The sequence below is a fragment of the Gillisella vitis genome, from assembly GCF_001541345.2.
GTDB classification, from domain to species: domain Bacteria; phylum Pseudomonadota; class Alphaproteobacteria; order Rhizobiales; family Rhizobiaceae; genus Allorhizobium; species Allorhizobium vitis.
In genome coordinates this window covers 357,103-373,854 of the sequence record NZ_LMVL02000003.1, presented here as the reverse complement: position 1 = coordinate 373,854, position 16,752 = coordinate 357,103, and the positions used below count along the sequence as shown (strand labels likewise).

The 16,752-nt window shown below is 58.1% G+C and carries 14 protein-coding genes; 7 read left to right on the top strand and 7 right to left on the bottom strand.

Annotated features, from left to right (window positions below; genetic code table 11):
- Nucleotides 1-11 precede the first annotated feature (11 nt).
- The gene (locus ASB66_RS11830) at nucleotides 12-557 is read left to right on the top strand and encodes a hypothetical protein (RefSeq protein WP_060715717.1); all 546 of its coding nucleotides are present in this window, start codon (nucleotides 12-14) and stop codon (nucleotides 555-557) included.
- A gap of 6 nt (nucleotides 558-563) precedes the next feature.
- Here ASB66_RS11830 and pyrF read toward each other — a convergent pair whose 3' ends face one another.
- The 5 genes from pyrF to ASB66_RS26065 all read right to left on the bottom strand — a co-directional run bounded on the left by pyrF (nucleotide 564) and on the right by ASB66_RS26065 (nucleotide 7,543).
- Nucleotides 564-1,463 carry an orotidine-5'-phosphate decarboxylase gene (pyrF, locus tag ASB66_RS11825; RefSeq protein WP_060715718.1) on the bottom strand — a complete coding sequence of 300 codons (900 nt, stop codon included), beginning with the start codon at nucleotides 1,461-1,463 and terminating at the stop codon, nucleotides 564-566.
- Between the two features lie 130 nt (nucleotides 1,464-1,593).
- A protein-coding gene (prfB, locus tag ASB66_RS11820; RefSeq protein ID WP_114386556.1) for a peptide chain release factor 2 occupies nucleotides 1,594-2,722 on the bottom strand; the annotation gives its coding sequence in 2 pieces (ribosomal slippage) (nucleotides 1,594-2,652 and nucleotides 2,654-2,722; 1,128 coding nt in all).
- A 104-nt stretch (nucleotides 2,723-2,826) separates the two neighbouring features.
- The gene (locus ASB66_RS11815) at nucleotides 2,827-5,283 is read right to left on the bottom strand and encodes a penicillin-binding protein 1A (RefSeq protein WP_060715720.1); all 2,457 of its coding nucleotides are present in this window, start codon (nucleotides 5,281-5,283) and stop codon (nucleotides 2,827-2,829) included.
- 324 nt (nucleotides 5,284-5,607) lie between these two features.
- Nucleotides 5,608-6,837: an N-acetylmuramoyl-L-alanine amidase gene (locus tag ASB66_RS11810; protein WP_234612443.1), complete on the bottom strand. Its 1,230-nt coding sequence runs from the start codon at nucleotides 6,835-6,837 to the stop codon at nucleotides 5,608-5,610.
- Between the two features lie 178 nt (nucleotides 6,838-7,015).
- Nucleotides 7,016-7,543, bottom strand: a complete 528-nt coding sequence (locus ASB66_RS26065) for a hypothetical protein (RefSeq protein ID WP_141748755.1) — start codon at nucleotides 7,541-7,543, stop codon at nucleotides 7,016-7,018.
- Between the two features lie 26 nt (nucleotides 7,544-7,569).
- Between ASB66_RS26065 and ASB66_RS11805 the strand changes: the two genes are divergently transcribed.
- On the top strand, nucleotides 7,570-10,638 hold the full coding sequence (locus tag ASB66_RS11805) for a ribonuclease E/G (RefSeq protein WP_060715721.1): 3,069 nt from the start codon (nucleotides 7,570-7,572) through the stop codon (nucleotides 10,636-10,638).
- Nucleotides 10,639-10,742: 104 nt separating this feature from the next.
- Here the strand turns inward: ASB66_RS11805 and ASB66_RS11800 are convergent, their stop codons facing one another.
- The gene (locus ASB66_RS11800; protein WP_081088843.1) at nucleotides 10,743-11,315 is read right to left on the bottom strand and encodes a GNAT family N-acetyltransferase; all 573 of its coding nucleotides are present in this window, start codon (nucleotides 11,313-11,315) and stop codon (nucleotides 10,743-10,745) included.
- A 123-nt stretch (nucleotides 11,316-11,438) separates the two neighbouring features.
- Entirely contained in the window at nucleotides 11,439-12,596 is a 1,158-nt protein-coding gene (locus ASB66_RS11795; protein ID WP_114386552.1) for a pyridoxal phosphate-dependent aminotransferase, read from the bottom strand.
- Between the two features lie 307 nt (nucleotides 12,597-12,903).
- On the opposite strand from ASB66_RS11795, the gene ASB66_RS11790 reads away from it, so the two are divergent.
- The 5 genes from ASB66_RS11790 to aat all read left to right on the top strand — a co-directional run bounded on the left by ASB66_RS11790 (nucleotide 12,904) and on the right by aat (nucleotide 16,750).
- Nucleotides 12,904-13,665 (top strand): DsbA family protein, encoded by a 762-nt coding sequence (locus ASB66_RS11790; RefSeq protein ID WP_060716011.1) that lies wholly within the window; start codon nucleotides 12,904-12,906, stop codon nucleotides 13,663-13,665.
- 125 nt (nucleotides 13,666-13,790) lie between these two features.
- Nucleotides 13,791-14,228 (top strand): type II 3-dehydroquinate dehydratase, encoded by a 438-nt coding sequence (gene aroQ, locus ASB66_RS11785; RefSeq protein ID WP_060715723.1) that lies wholly within the window; start codon nucleotides 13,791-13,793, stop codon nucleotides 14,226-14,228.
- Between the two features lie 25 nt (nucleotides 14,229-14,253).
- A complete protein-coding gene (accB, locus tag ASB66_RS11780; protein ID WP_060715724.1) occupies nucleotides 14,254-14,742 on the top strand; it encodes an acetyl-CoA carboxylase biotin carboxyl carrier protein in 489 nt (162 codons plus the stop codon).
- A 4-nt stretch (nucleotides 14,743-14,746) separates the two neighbouring features.
- Nucleotides 14,747-16,099, top strand: a complete 1,353-nt coding sequence (gene accC / locus ASB66_RS11775) for an acetyl-CoA carboxylase biotin carboxylase subunit (protein WP_060715725.1) — start codon at nucleotides 14,747-14,749, stop codon at nucleotides 16,097-16,099.
- Nucleotides 16,100-16,108: 9 nt separating this feature from the next.
- Nucleotides 16,109-16,750, top strand: coding sequence for a leucyl/phenylalanyl-tRNA--protein transferase (aat, locus tag ASB66_RS11770; RefSeq protein WP_060715726.1), 642 nt, complete (start codon nucleotides 16,109-16,111; stop codon nucleotides 16,748-16,750).
- Nucleotides 16,751-16,752: the final 2 nt, after the last annotated feature.

The window sequence follows — 16,752 nt, the reverse complement described above, 5'->3', positions numbered from 1 at the left end:
GGAGTGAACCGATGCAGATGAAGGGACGCCTGGATTTTTCAGCATCCGCCACCGCTTTTGCCGTGGCGCTGACGGTCTGCACCCTCCCCTTCTTGTTCACGAACGCTAGCGCCTTGGCACAGGAAGCCGAAACGGTACCATCAGCTGTGACATTCCTAATCAGCGGTGGCTATTGGGAGGATCCCGGCACGGCAAACAGCACCGGCATCGTCAAAAGCCCTGGCGTCATCGACGCAAGCAAGGACGGGACGCGGCGCGGTTATTACCGGCTCTACGCCCTGCGCCAGCCGGATCGCACCGCCAAGGTTTTCCTCAGCCAGATGTCCGTTGCCGATCAAGGATCACAGATTGTCGACACCGTCGAATTGCAGGAAATCACCGATCTGCATGCCTATGTCACCGATATTCGCAGCGAAGATCCCTCCGGGGTCAATCGCGGTTTCGGTCTTTCGGCAACCGTCTATCTGAAGCAAGACGCCCGCTCGAACGATCCGGAAAGCTGGACGGTGGTTGTCGATGAATTCGGTGAAATCCAGGTCGAGCGCGAGAGCCACTGAATAACATCAAATCGCTCTGGCCCGTGGCTGGCTGTAATTATAGGCAATGGACTGCTTGAAACTGTCCAGCCTGCCAAGGATCAACTCGGCATACGCGCTCAGGGAAAGGCTTCTGTCTTCGACCTTCGTCAGGCCACGGGACACAGGCACCAACAAATCACCGGGAACGGTTCCGCGCAAGGAGTGGATGGCCAGCGGATCAGCGCCTTGCGCACCCAATCCTGGTGCAAGAATGATCGAACGGGGCATAAATTGCCTAAGGCGGCGGCCTTCCGCAGGAACCGTCGCGCCGATGACCGCCCCAATGGCACTGAGATCACCGTCCGCAATCGTGTCAGGGATAAAACCACCGATCAGCCCAGCCAGCCGGTCCGAGATAAGCTGGTTGCCTGTCATCTTGTCCTGTAACCAGCCTGCGCCCGGATTGGACGTGCGGCAGAGGACAAACAGGCCTTTGCCATGCGCCTGCGCCGCCTCGACAAAGGGGGCAAGCGTGTCGGGTCCCATCAGCGGATTGACGGTCAGGCAATCCGCCTCGAAGTCACCGCTCCCCCCTTCAGCGCCGGGAACCAGATAAGCCCTCGCATAGGCTGAGGCTGTTGCGCCGATATCGCCGCGCTTTGCATCGAGTATAACGCCAATGCCCGCCGCCCGCGCGCGTGCCATGCCCATCGACAGAGCCTTCAAGCCTTTGATGCCGCAAGCCTCGAAGTAAGCCGACTGGAACTTGACGAAGCCAACATGTCCCTCGATCGTATCGAGAAGAAAGTCCACATAGTCTTCGATCCAGCAGCCATCGCCATTCTCGAAGAGTGCGGGGACATCGCCAAGCGCTGGGTCAATTCCTGCGACCAGATCACCATAGTGCTCGACATTGGCTTTAACGATTTCAGTCCATGTCGGCATGAGGTACTTCCCTTTTGCTCGCGATCCGAAAATCATTATACAAAAAAACCGCCTGAACAGAAACTCAGACGGTTTGCATTTCACTGCATGCAAGAGGCGCGGCACAAGAACCGCCAAACCTGGCCCGACATCAGTCGATATCGGAAACCGAATCAGCACTACCGCTAATGCGATGGGCGAGTGCGGCCTCCATGAACGGGCTTATGTCGCCGTTCAGGACATCGTCTGGCGCCGTACTTTCGACGCCAGTGCGGAGATCCTTGACCAACTGATAGGGCTGCAACACGTAGGAACGAATCTGGTGACCCCAGCCGATATCGGTCTTGGAGGCAGCCTCAGCATTGGCCGCTTCCTCGCGTTTCTTCAGCTCGACTTCGTAGAGACGGGCGCGCAACATGTCCCAGGCCTTGGCCTTGTTCTTATGCTGAGACCGTTCCTGCTGACACGAGACCGCAATCCCACTTGGAATATGGGTGATGCGCACTGCCGAGTCGGTGGTGTTGACGTGCTGACCGCCTGCACCGGAGGAGCGGTAGGTATCGATACGGCAATCGCTTTCGTTGATGTCGATCTGAATCGAATCATCCACCACCGGATAGACCCAGATGGAGGAAAACGAGGTATGGCGCCGCGCATTGCTATCATAAGGCGAAATGCGCACCAGGCGATGCACGCCCGATTCGGTCTTCATCCAACCATAGGCATTATGGCCCTTGACCAGAATGGTGGCCGACTTGATGCCAGCTTCTTCGCCGTCATGCACTTCCAGCAATTCCACCTTGAAGCCATTGCGCTCAGCCCAGCGGGTATACATGCGCAGCAGCATGTTGGCCCAGTCCTGGCTTTCCGTGCCGCCAGCACCGGAATGTACTTCGACATAGGTGTCATTGCCATCGGCTTCGCCGGACAGCATGGCTTCAACCTGCAATTTACCAGATTCGGCTTTAAGGGCTTTCAGGCCTTCCTCTGCCTCCTTGACGATGCTCTCGTCGCCCTCTTCCTCACCCATCTCGATCAGCTCGATATTATCCTTCATCTGCTGTTCAAGACGGCGCACGCCGGCAATGCTGTCTTCCAGCTGCTGGCGCTCGCGCATCAGCTTCTGGGCCTCAGCCGCGTCGTTCCAGAGGTTGGGGTCCTCAGCCTTGTTATTCAACCAGTCCAGTCGTCTTACCGCCTGATCCCAGTTAAAGATGCCTCCTCAGCAGGCTTATGGCCTGCTTGATTTCGTCGACGACATTTTCGATTTCGTTACGCATGGGTCCTTTTCTCGGAATCTGGTTTTTCGATATCGTGCCCGGTCCATAATTGCCGATGCCCCGGAAGTAAAGTCCGGGGCATCGCTACACGCTTGATCGTTCTATTAAAACAGGCCGGGCGTCCCAGACTGAACGGCCTGATTGACCTGCGGCGAGCTTTTCATGATCTCGTCCGGCTGCATATTGCTGTCCATGCCAATGACCGAGAGGCTGTCGGCCGGGCCGGTGCCGGGCTTGAAGGCCTCGACAATCGTATCCGGATCGCCCTCGACCGCCGCCATGCCGGTCTTGCGGTTGACAGCAATCATCTGCATACCGTCAGGCACCTTGAACTTGCTGGGCGGTGTGCCCTTCACTGCGGTCTGCATGAATTCATTAAACACCGGTGCCGACATCGAGCCACCCGTCGCACCCCGGCCCATTGGGGTCGGATTGTCGTAACCGATATAAACACCGGCGACGATATTCGGGGTGAAGCCGACGAACCAGGTATCCTTGGCGTCGTTGGTGGTGCCGGTCTTGCCCGCCACGTCGCGGTCCAGCTTGATCTTGCCATAAGCGGTGCCGCGCTGGATAACACCCTGCATCATCGAGGTGATCTGATAGGAGGTCATCGGATCAAGCACCTGCAACCGGTTATCGGCCAGAACCGGCTCATCCTGATTGTGCCATTCGTCCGCATTGCAGCCTTCGCAGATCCGCTCTTCATGCTTGAAGATCGTCTTGCCGTAGCGGTCCTGGATCCGGTCGATCAGGGTCGGCTTGATCTGCTTGCCGCCATTGGCAATCACCGCATAGGCGGAAACCATGCGCATGACTGTGGTTTCACCTGCCCCGAGCGACATAGCCAGCACGGGCTGCATGTGATCGTAAATGCCGAAGCGTTCGGCATATTCGGCCACCAGATTCATGCCCATGTCATTGGCCAGGCGCACCGTCATAAGATTGCGCGAATGCTCGATGGCAAAGCGCAGCGTCGCCGGACCGATGGAGCCGCCGCCATCGTTCTGCGGCCGCCAGACCTCGCCACCGGACACGAATTCCACCGGAGCATCGAGCACGACGGAAGCCGGTGTATAGCCGCTATCCAGCGCCGCCGCATAAACGAACGGCTTGAAGGACGAACCCGGCTGACGCATGGCCTGTGTCGCGCGGTTGAATTCCGATTGGGCGTAGGAGAAGCCGCCAACCAGTGCCAGAACACGACCCGTATGCGGGTCCATGGCAACGAAACCGCCTTGGACTTTCGGCGGCTGCCGCAGGCGATAATTCGTGGAGGTATCGGCGCCGATCTTTTCGGCATAGACCACGTCACCGGGCTGCAAGACACCGTCAGGCGATTTGGCCGTCTTGCGGTCACCGCGTCCCGACCGATAGGCCCAGTCCATGGCATCAGCCTTGATGGTGCCAGTCAGACGCTCGGGCACCACTTTGCCCGCGCCGTCACGATCCGGTTTCAGGCCGATCTGCACCTCGGTCTTGGAGGTCGAAAGCACGACCGCGACTTCCCATTCCGGCACGTCGGCAAGGCTTGCCACATCGGCTAGCGGAACGCCCCAGTCAGACCCCATTTCAATATGGGTGATCGGACCGCGATAGCCGCGCCGTTCGTCATAGCTCAGCAAACCATCCTGAAGCGCCTTGCGGGCGGCGACCTGTAGCTCGGGATCGAGCGAGGTGCGAACCGAAAGCCCACCTTCATAAAGGGACTTGGTGCCGTATTTATCGATAATCTGACGGCGGACTTCTTCGGAGAAATAATCCGAGGCAAAAACATTGCCGCCACCGCGCCGCAGGTTGACGCCCAGATCTTCCTTCTTGGCCGCCTCACCATCGGCCTGGCTGACGAAGCCGTTTTCTACCAGCCGGTCGATAACCCAATTGCGGCGCTCGATAGCAGCCTGGGTATGGCGGTAGGGATGGTAATTGGCCGGGCCTTTAGGCAGCGAGGCAAGGTAGGCGGTTTCGGCAATGGTCAGTTCGGTAACAGGCTTGTCGAAATAGGTCAAAGCCGCAGCAGCGATACCATAGGAATTCAGGCCGAAGAAAATCTCGTTCAGATAAAGCTCGAGGATCTTGTCCTTGGAATAGGCTTGCTCGATGCGGAAGGAGAGAATGGCCTCCTTGATCTTGCGGTCCATGGTCTGGTCGGAAGACAGAAGAAAGTTCTTGGCGACCTGTTGGGTGATGGTCGAAGCGCCGACAGGACGGCGACCGGAGCCGAAATTCTGCAAGTTTACCAGGATGGCGCGGCCAAGGCCCCAGATATCAACCCCGGGATGGGTGTAGAAATTCTTGTCTTCCGCCGACAGGAACGCCGCCTTTACACGATCGGGAATGGCCTGGATCGGCATGAACAACCGCCGTTCATGGGCATATTCGGCAATCAGCGCGCCGTTACCGGCATGGACGCGGGTCATCACGGGCGGCGCATACCGGCTCAACACCTCATAATCAGGCAGATCCTTGGTAATGGTCGTCAGATAGATGGCAGCAGCGGCCGCCGCGGCAAGCGCGGCAACGGAAGCCAATCCGAAGAGATATCCAATCAGTCTTATCATCGTGAAGCTACCGGCAATCGCTTTCGGTTCGCATACGCCTGTATGTCAAGCATCGCTTATATCGTGGCGTTTTGCATACGACGCCACCAATTACAAGTCGGGAGGCGCATTGAACACCACCGCCCGGGTGTTTCCTGGTGTTGTTGTGACAATGTGCGTAAAATAGGGCCTCGCCCCTGTTACACACAGCCATCGCGATCAACTTTCATGTTTCCGCATTACTCTTCGATAGATCGGCACACGCAGAGACATTCACAGTAAACACCAGGCTTTGCCTTTAGAACATTTCCAGCCAAAATGTATCGCGGTTTGGCGTCCCGAGCGTCAACCACCTTTGGCAACAAGCGGCTGGCGATATTTCTTCACCGCCTCGGCGATCAGTTTCACCACTTTGCCGCGCCAGGCCGGATCGAGCAAGAGCTTCTCGTCTTCCTTGTTGGACAGAAACCCAAGTTCGAGCAGCACCGACGGCACATCCTGGGCCTGCAACACCCGGAATCCGGCAAAGCGATGCGGATTGTTGATCAGGTTGATTTGCCCGTCGAACGACGTCACCACCGATTTGGCCATGGCGATGGAAAAGGCCTGGGTCTCGCGCCGGGTGAGATCAGCCAGGATATCGGAAACCTCCTGCGGTTCGGCGCTCGCATCGACACCACCAACCTCGTCCGATTGGTTTTCACGCGCCGCTGCCGCCTCAGCAAGATGGTCGGATGCCTTGTCTGAAATGGTATAAACGGTTGCGCCGCGAATATTGGCCTGGCCCAGCATATCGGCATGCAGCGAAATAAACAGGTTTGCGCCCTTCTGCCGCGCCAGCGTCACACGCTGCGACAGGGAAAGAAACGTATCGCCATCGCGGGTCAGGAAGGCCTTGACGCCCTTTTGCCGGTTAAGCTCGGCAGCCAGCGCCCGGGCAAAGCCAAGCGTCACAGTTTTTTCCGGCGTATTGGTGGTCTTGCCTGTGGCCCCGGTATCGATACCGCCATGGCCGGCATCGACGGCAATCAGAAACTCGCCATCCGTCGCTGGTGCCGCCTGTTCTATGCGCGGGCTCTTGCCATTGTTGTAGGCATCGGCCTCCCAGGCCTGGGAAGCGACCAGTTTGGAAAATGTGTCATTATCGGTCATCTCCGCATCGAGAATCAGCCGAAACCCCTGCCCCTCGTCGTTCTGACGAATGTCTGTCAGGACGAGTTTGGCAGGGCGTGCCGTCGTCAGCACGATACGGGAATGGGTGGCGTCGATGGAGCCGAAACGGATATCCCGAAACAGGCCGCGCGCCACCAGTGCATCGGCTGGAAAGGCAAAGACGGTGGCTGGCAGATCGACGACGATGCGATCCGGATTGCCGATATAGCGCACGGTCGTTTCCGGCTTCTGGTCGAAATCCATGACGATACGGGTGCGGGCATCGTCACCGGCAACCCGGGCTGCAAACGCGGCGAGACGATCCGCCGAAAAGGCTTTTGCAGGCGCGAAACCCGAGACAATACAGGCCAATAGCCACAGGATCGCCACGCCAGGCCGCTTGCCTTGCCTCATGCTTTCCATCGTTGAACGCACCATCCGTCCATGCCGCGACACCATTTCACTCACGCTTTAAAAGTCCCGATCATTCACACCCATCCTTCAACCCTGCCCAAACGACCGGACCGACTGGCAACTGGAAATTACAACCACCGGCGGCACATGATGCGATCCTAACCGTAAACCGGAGCGCGCATACCGACTATCCATCATTCCTCATCGGCGCGCGCAAGTGCAACAATTCTAATCTATTGGTCTTATCAATATTATGGCAGGGCAGGCTTTGCCGCTTGCCAATGTGACACAGACGACATACAACAGAAATAAGGGTTAAAATTGTCGACGGGATAGAGTCATCCGACGGCTGCCAACCAATAACGGACCTGGCGCCATTTGTCTGATTTTTCATCCGCCGCCAAGGCATTTTTGTCCCGAAACTGAATCGTCCAGCCGGAATCTCCGGCAAAATAACAGGGCGGGAAACCGCCAAACGCTCTTTTGAGCATTCATTGGGCCTTATCAAGAGGCCTTTGTCATTGTCGCTTTTGTTTTGGTATTTGATGTCGTTGCAGCAGCCTTTGTCCAATGTTGTCCGCCTTGGGGCCTTTGATGCCCTGAACGCTGACGGACTGCTGCCAGGAAAGATACCGCAGACGAGAGCACCGATATCCGGCGCATCGCTCACGAGATCAGCCCCGCTTGGCACCAGGCCTGCGGCATTGCTCGCCACCGGTCGCGCCGAGGAGCAGAGCTTACATGGCAGACAAAATGCTAATCGATGCGTCTCACGAAGAAGAGACGCGCGTCGTTGTCGTTCGCGGTAACAGGATCGAAGAATTCGATTTTGAATCCCAGCATAAGAAACAGATCCGCGGCAACATCTATCTGGCCAAAGTCACACGGGTCGAGCCTTCCTTGCAGGCCGCCTTCGTCGATTACGGCGGCAATCGCCACGGCTTCCTGGCTTTTGCAGAAATCCATCCCGATTATTATCAGATTCCGCTTGCCGATCGTCAGGCCCTGCTGAAGGCTGAAGCCGAAGAGCACGGACGTCACGACGACGGCGATTTCGAGCCGGTGCGCAGCAGAGATCCCGGCGAACGCGACCAGCCGGTGATTGCCGATCCGGCCGAATTCGCCAATGAAGCCGAAGAAGTCGCTGGTCTCGCTGTCAACCAGGCCGATGACGATCACGCGCAAACCACAGCCGAGCAACCGGCAGAAACAACAGATTCGCCGCAATCCGAAGCAGTACCGGCTGAGCAGCAAGCGGACGAGGCAACCCCTGAGGCCGCAGCCAAGCCCAAGGCACGCCGTCCGCGCAAGCCCCGCAAGAAGGCAGGCGATGTTGAAGCCAGTGCCGATGAAGCCTCCGCAGAACCGGTCGCCGTCGAAAGTGACGAGACACCGGATGACGGATCGAGCAATGGCAGCATGGCCGCCATGGTCGACACGGACTCGATCTCCGAAGAAACCGATAGCCGCCATCGTCATGACGATGATGACGACGACGATGATGATGACGGCGAAAAGGAAGAAATCGAATCCGTTGGCGCCGAAGACGCCATGGAAGAGGTTCCTGACCGGGTGCGCCGCACGCCGCGCAAGCAATATCGCATCCAGGAAGTTATCAAGCGCCGCCAGATCCTGCTGGTCCAGGTTGCCAAGGAAGAACGTGGCAACAAGGGTGCTGCGCTGACCACATATCTGTCTCTGGCAGGCCGCTATTCTGTTCTGATGCCAAATACGGCCCGCGGCGGCGGCATTTCCCGCAAGATTACCAACCCCGCCGACCGCAAGCGGTTGAAGGAAGTGGCTCGCGATCTGGAAGTGCCGCTGGGCATGGGCGTTATCCTGCGCACCGCAGGCGCCAATCGCACCAAAGTCGAGGTCAAGCGCGATTTCGAATATCTGATGCGTCTCTGGGAAAACGTTCGCACCCTGACGCTGAATTCCACCGCACCTTGCCTCGTCTATGAGGAAGGCTCGCTGATCAAGCGCTCGATCCGCGATCTTTACAACAAGGATATCAGCGAGATCGTGGTATCAGGCGAAGAAGGCTATCGTGAAGCGAAAGACTTCATGAAAATGCTGATGCCGAGCCATGCCAAAGTGGTTCAGCCCTACCGCGACATTCACCCGATCTTCTCGCGCTCCGGCATCGAGGCGCAACTGGACCGGATGTTGCAGCCGCAGGTGACGCTGAAGTCCGGTGGGTATATCATCATCAACCAGACCGAAGCGCTGGTGTCCATCGACGTGAACTCGGGTCGTTCGACCCGCGAATATTCCATCGAAGACACGGCGCTGCAAACCAATCTGGAAGCCGCGGAAGAAGTGGCCCGCCAGTTGCGCCTGCGTGACCTTGCCGGTCTGATCGTCATCGACTTCATCGACATGGAAGAGAAGCGCAACAACCGCTCTGTCGAGAAGAAGCTGAAGGATTGCCTGAAAAACGACCGCGCCCGTATTCAGGTCGGACGTATTTCTCATTTCGGTCTGCTGGAAATGTCGCGTCAGCGCATTCGCGCCAGCGTGTTGGAATCGACCACCCAGGTCTGCCAGCATTGCTCCGGCACGGGCCTGATCCGCTCGCAGTCCTCCGTTGCCCTGCATGTGCTGCGCGGCGTCGAAGAATATCTGCTGAAAAGCACCACACACGACATTACCGTGCGTACCCTGCCGGAAACGGCGCTTTATCTGCTCAACCACAAGCGCGGCTCGATTGTCGATTATGAAAACCGCTTCGGCGTGTCGATCATCATCGACTCGGATGCCAGCGTCGGCCACCAGCATTTCGCCATCGACAAGGGCGAGCCTGTTGCCAATCCCGTCCGCATCGAAACCTTGCTGCCGCTGATCAGTGAGCCGGAAGAGGACGATCCGATCATCGAGATCGAGGAAGAGGATGACGAGGACGTCGTCGAGGCTCCTGTTCAGGCACAGCCCGCATCAAGTGGCAATGCCGCAGCAAACGCCGCCGAAGACGGTAATCGCAAGCGCAAGCGCCGCCGTCGGCGCCGTGGAAAGAATGGCAATGGCCATGCCGATGGACAGCAGAACGCTGCCAGCGGTGACGAAGGCGACGACGATAGCGAAGGCGAGGACGACGCCGAAGATACGGCAGAAGACCGTGACGATAGCGTCGAGGCCTCCGAAGCGTCTGAAGACGGCAACAGCGAAAGCCAGCGCCGCAAGCGCCGCCGTCGCGGCAAACGCGGTGGACGTCGCGGTCGCGATGAAAATGGCGTCAGCGCCGATGCCGAAGGCAATGACACTGCCGAAGATGACGACTCTGCTGAAGAGTCGGCGGAAGCCGACACCGATCAGGTTGTCGCCGTTGTTGCGGCTCAGTCCGAAGCAGTCGCCGACAGTGTTGAGGTCAATGTCCCAGCGACAGAAGCCGTGAAAGCTGATGAGCCAGTGGCTGCCAAGCCACGCCGGGCTCGCAAGCCGAAAGCGTCAGCCAAAACCGAAGCCGCCGACAGCGTCGAAACGATAGCGGAACCTGCTGCTGTGCCTGAGGCTGTGGTTGTCGAAGCACCGGCTGCTGCCGAGCCTGTCGCCGCCTCCCCCACCTCGGAAGAGCCGGCAGCAGCACCTGCTCAGGACGTCTCTGCGCCAGAGCCTGCGGTCGAAGCGCCTGCTCCTGAAGTTGCGAGCGAGCCAGAGGCCGTAAGTGACGCCAGTGCCGAAAAGCCGGTGCGCGCCAATCGGTCGTCCAATGTCAGCACATCCGAACCGGTCGTTACCTCGGTGACCAACGGCGACGAAGCTCCGAAGCCCAAGAAGGGCGGATGGTGGCAGAAGCGTGGTTTCCTCTAGGAGGGACTTGCGTCTTAAACATTCAAAAACGGCCACGCTCCAGCGTGGCCGTTTTCGTTTAATGGCAAGCGTTCATCAGTCCTATGGTCTGTGAAACAGTGTGATCAGCCGAAGTCCGGCGCGGTCTCAGATAATGGCTTTATACGCTGCATGACCAGCGTCGGTCTGCCCATATAGGTCACCTCACCCTTACGAATATAACCGCTTTTCTTCGCAACCCGGATCGACGCCTGGTGCTGTGGGTCGAAAAGGCAGACTGTTTCTCCATGGGCAAAATTCCGGTCACCCCAGCCAAGCGCGGCGGCGACGGCTTCGGTGGCAATGCCCCGGCCATGGGCGTCCGCAATCAGCACCCAGCCAATTTCCGGCACCTCGTCCAAGGGCGGGGTGATATCGCGCTTGTAATTGGCAAAGCCGACTTCGCCGAGAAAGGCGCCGCTGGTCCGGTCTTCGACAACCCAATAGCCGAAGGACAGCGCCTGCCAATGGCCGATATAGCGCAGCAGCCGCGACCAGCTGTCGGATCGGCTCGATGGCTTCCCGCTGATATAGCGCACCACTCTCTCGTCCGACCACATCCTGGCCGATGCCTCGAAATCCTCCAGGCGATGACCGCGCAACCGCAGCCTTTCCGTTTCAAGAACAGGCACACGCGACACCATTGGCTCATCCTGCATTTGACATCCCCTGCTGCGTCTTGAACGATCCTGACAAACAGAATCAACCCTTTCACAGATTGATTCAAGAGCTTGCGACATTGAGTCTGAGATCGATCTCAAGCCATTGAAATCTTGGAAAAATCACGCAAGCCAGTTGGCGATGCGGTCGGTGGCATCGGTCAGGTCTGCCAGTGTTCCGGCATAGGAAATCCGCAAGGCCCGGTGACCTTCCAGCGGATCGAAATCCAGGCCAGGCGTTGCCGCCACATGGGTCTGCGCCAGCAGTCTTCGGGCAAATTCCATGCTGTCATTGGTGAAGCGGCTGACATCGACATAGGCATAGAAAGCGCCATCCATGGGAGACAGCAGCGGCATGCCCAGCGCCGGCAGTCGAGCCTGGAGGAAGTCGCGATTGGCGCGGCAACCGGCTCGATACTCTTCCAGTTCGTCGCCTGCCTCCAGCGCAGCCATGGCGGCGATCTGCGATAATTCGGGTGCAGAGATATACAGGCTCTGGGCGACGCATTCCACGCCACGCACCAATGCGGGGGGCAGGACCATCCAGCCGATCCGCCAACCGGTCATCCGATAATATTTGGAGAAGGAATTGATGACGACGGCGTCAGGCGCAAATTCCACAGCACTTGCCTCCTCAACGCCATAGGTCAAACCGTGATAGATCTCGTCAGAGATGAAGCTGACGCCGTTGTCGTCGCACCACAGCGCCAGACGCTGTAACGCAGCCCGGCCTGTGACCGTACCAGTGGGATTGGCAGGGCTTGCCAAAAGCACGCCTTTTAGCCGCACACCCACCGCCCTTGCCGCACGCTCCAGGCTATCGGGCGTCAGAGTATAATCGGTCTCAGGGCCAACAGGCACTTCAATCACCACCAATCCCAGCGCCTTCAGGATGTTGCGATAGGCCGGATAGCCGGGACGGGCGATGGCCACCGCGTCGCCTGCCTCAAACAGCGCCAGGAACGCCAGGTTGAAACCCGCCGACGAGCCGGTCGTCACCATGATCCGTTCCGCCGCGACCTCCGTGCCGTGGCGACGGTGGTAATAATCGGCTAGCCCCTGACGCAGGTCGGCGCGGCCGAGGGCGTCGGTATAGCCGATCTGGCCCGCCCGCAAGGCCACTTCCGCCGCCCGGATCGCTCGCTCGGGCGCTGGTGCGCCAGGCTGGCCAACCGCCAGCGAAATTACCGGATGGCCAGCGGCCTTCAACCGGTTGGCCTCGGCCAGAATATCCATGGCGTGGAACGGTTCGACAGCACTGCGGGTGGAAAGCATAACCAAGATGGATCTCTTTCTATTCTATTAGGAGGCTTAGACGGACATGCGCCCGACATTTGCCGCATTGCGCACCCTATCACAATGGTAAGAGCCGTGCCGGAATGCGTTTTCCCGCTTTTCCCGGTCGGGGAATGAGCTACGGTCACACGTCCAATTCGAGTCGGATTGAGCAGGAAAATAACCGGATAGACTAGACCGCCAGCGCTGCGGCTGGCACAAAGCCCCAAGACCGGCAAGGCGGACATGCATGCCGCCGAAAACGCAGGCCAAAAATGATGGCCGAAGACAATGGCCAGAGACGAGGATTGACATGAAGACACGATTTTTTCGCAGCGCCGTTTTGGCAACGCTCATTGCCTCGACCGGCCTCGGCGCACCAGCCTACGCGCTGGATGACAAGCAGAAGCAAGAAATCGGCGACTTCATCAAGGAATATCTGATCGCCCATCCGGAAATCATGCTGGACGTGCAGGATGCCCTGCAAAAGAAGCAGGAAGCGGTCCGCGCTAGCCAAGCCTCCAGCGGTATTGAGCGCAACAAGGCGGAGATCTTCAATTCGAAGGATGATATCGTCCTTGGCAATCCAAAGGGTGACGTGACCATTGTCGAGTTCTTTGACTATAATTGCGGCTATTGCCGCCATGCGCTGGCGGACATGGATACCATTCTGAAGACCGACAAGAATGTACGGTTCGTGCTGAAGGAATTCCCGATTCTTGGGCCGGATTCGATGGCCGCACACCGGGTTGCAGACGCTTTTCGCAAGCTGGCTCCGGAAAAATACAGCGACTTCCACCACGCCCTGCTGGGCAGTGAAGGCCGCGCCACGGAGGCAAGCGCCATTGACGCCGGTGTGACGCTGGGAGTTTCGGAAGCAGCCCTTCGTAAGGAAATGACTGATAGCCCCAATGACACATCGGTCAAAAAGGTCTATCAACTGGCCCAGGCCCTGGGCATCAACGGCACACCCGCCTATGTGATCGGCAACGAACTGGTTTCCGGTGCCATCGGTGCAGATGCTCTCCAGGAGAAGCTGACGAATGTTCGCACCTGCGGCAAATCAACCTGCTGAATCCACCAGATAGTCTCGATATCCAGCTGATTTTACAGTGAAGCCATAGGGAGAAAAGCGCAAAGGGCTTTTCCTTCAACGGATGCCGGTTTATAGGAGGCGGTCGAAAACGCGACGGAACAGCAATGAGCAGAACAATTTTCGTGCTGAACGGCCCCAATCTGAATGCGCTAGGCAAGCGGGAGCCAGGGATTTACGGCGGTAAGACACTGGCCGACATTGAGGCGGATTGCATTCGGTTCGGTGAGCAGCTCGGCATTCTTGTCGACTGCCGCCAGAGCAATCATGAGGGCGATCTGGTCGATTGGCTGCATGAAGCGGGCGATAAAGCTGTCGGTGTCGCGCTCAATGCCGGTGCCTACACGCATACATCGATCGCACTGCATGACGCCATGCGGGCGATTGCTGTTCCGGTCGTTGAAGTTCATATTTCGAATGTCCACGCGCGGGAAGAATTCCGCCATACCTCGATGATAGCGCCCGCCGCCAAGGGAGTTATTTGCGGTTTCGGGCCGCATTCCTACCTCCTGGCGCTGCAAGCGCTTGATAACCTCACACGATAGAACAAGAAATTCAGGGACAACCTCCATGGCAGAGAAGAAAACCGGCATCGATCAGGCGCTTATCCGCGAGCTGGCGAATATCTTGAACGAGACCGATCTGAGCGAGATCGAAGTGGAACAGGATGCGCTGAGAATTCGCGTTTCCCGCGCTGCGCCGCAAATGGTGGCTCCGCAGATGATGGCAATGCCGCAGATGCAGTATGGCGCGCCTTATGGTGCCCCGGCACCTGCCGCAGCACCTGCTCCGGTCGCGGTCGCGGCTCCTGCTGCCCGCGATCTGTCCAAAGCCGTCACGGCGCCCATGGTCGGCACGGTCTATATGTCGCCCGCCCCCGGTTCCAAGCCCTTCATCGAAGTCGGCGCGACGGTCAAGGAAGGCCAGACGCTGCTGATCATCGAAGCCATGAAGACAATGAACCAGATCCCTTCGCCTCGTTCCGGCAAGGTCGTCGAAATCCTCATCGACGATGCAAGCCCGGTCGAATACGGCGAAGCCATGGTCATCATCGAGTAAGCCGATGCCAGTCATCTCAAAAATACTCATCGCCAATCGCGGCGAAATCGCCCTTCGCGTGCTGCGCGCCTGCAAGGAGCTTGGCATTGCCTCCGTTGCCGTGCATTCCACAGCGGATGCCGACGCCATGCATGTGCGCCTTGCCGACGAAAGCGTCTGCATCGGCCCCCCGCCTTCGCGTGACAGCTATCTGAACATTCACCAGATCGTTGCCGCCTGCGAAATCACCGGGGCGGATGCCGTCCATCCCGGCTACGGCTTCCTCTCGGAAAACTCCAAATTCGCCGATATTCTCGATGCCCATGGCATTACCTTCATCGGACCGACCGCCGATCATATCCGGCTGATGGGCGATAAGATCACCGCCAAGGAAACCGCAAAATCGCTCGGCATTCCCGTGGTTCCGGGTTCTGCTGGCGAAGTAAAGCCGGAAACTGCCCTGGAAATCGCCCGGGAAATCGGCTTTCCCGTGCTGATCAAGGCGACGGCCGGTGGCGGCGGACGCGGCATGAAAGTCGCAAACACCGAAGCAGAGCTGGAAGAAGCCGTTTCCACGGCCCGTTCGGAAGCCGCAGCTGCTTTCGGTAACGACGCCGTTTATATGGAAAAATATCTCGGTACGCCCCGGCATATCGAAATCCAGGTATTTGGCGATGGTGAAGGCAATGCCATTCACCTGGGCGAACGCGATTGCTCGCTTCAGCGCCGCCACCAGAAGGTCTGGGAAGAGGCCAATTCCCCTGCCCTGACCCAGGAACAGCGGATGAAGATCGGCCAGATCTGCGCCGACGCCATGAAAAAGCTGAAATATCGCGGCGCTGGCACGATCGAGTTCCTCTATGAAAACGGCGAGTTCTATTTCATCGAAATGAACACCCGTTTGCAGGTGGAGCATCCGGTGACGGAAGCCATTACCGGCATCGATCTGGTCTATGAACAGATCCGTGTTGCTTCGGGCGCAGGCCTTTCCGTGACGCAGGAAGAAGTGGAATTCCGTGGCCATGCCATCGAATGCCGCATCAATGCCGAGGACCCTCGCACCTTCACGCCATCTCCAGGCACGATCACCCATTTCCACGCTCCTGGAGGACTTGGGGTGCGGGTGGATTCCGGCGCGTATGCTGGCTACAAGATCCCGCCCTACTATGATAGCCTGATTGGCAAACTGATCGTGCATGGTCGCACCCGCGAAGAATGCATGATGCGCCTGCGGCGGGTTCTCGATGAATTCGTCATTGACGGGATTAAGACGACCCTGCCATTGTTCCAGGATCTGATCAACAATCCGGATATTGCCAAGGGCGATTACGACATCCATTGGCTGGAGCATTATCTGGCCAAGACGTCCGCGAAATAAGGACAGAGAATGGGTCGGCGCAGCAGCAAGGATAGAAGCATCACACCCGACATCCTGTTGCGCGCCTATTCCATCGGCCTGTTTCCCATGGCCGAATCCAGCGACGACCCAGAGCTGTTCTGGGTCGAGCCGGACCTACGGGGCATCATCCCCCTCGACAGTTTTCACTATTCCAAAAGCCTGGCCAAAATTATCCGGCAAAAGCCGTTTGATATCCGCTTCGATACGGCTTTTGCCGCGGTTCTGGACAAATGCGCCGAGCCCGCGCCAGACAGGCCCAGCACCTGGATCAACCAGACAATCCGCGGTCTATACACAGCCCTGTTTCAGATGGGCCACGCCCATAGCGTCGAAGCCTTCGAGGGCGATGAACTGGTTGGTGGCCTTTACGGCGTGTCCCTGGGGGCGGCCTTCTTCGGCGAAAGCATGTTTTCCCGCCGTTCCAATGCATCGAAAATCTGTCTTGTGCATTTGGTGGAAAGGTTACGGGCGCAAGGCTTCGTGCTGCTCGATACCCAGTTCACCACCGAGCATCTGAAAACCTTCGGTGCGATAGATGTGCCGAAAGACGAGTACGCAAAGATGCTGGAAGAGGCCGTAACCATGGCGAATGTGCCGTTTCTATTGCCGGAAGAAACCAGTCCGGAATAGTC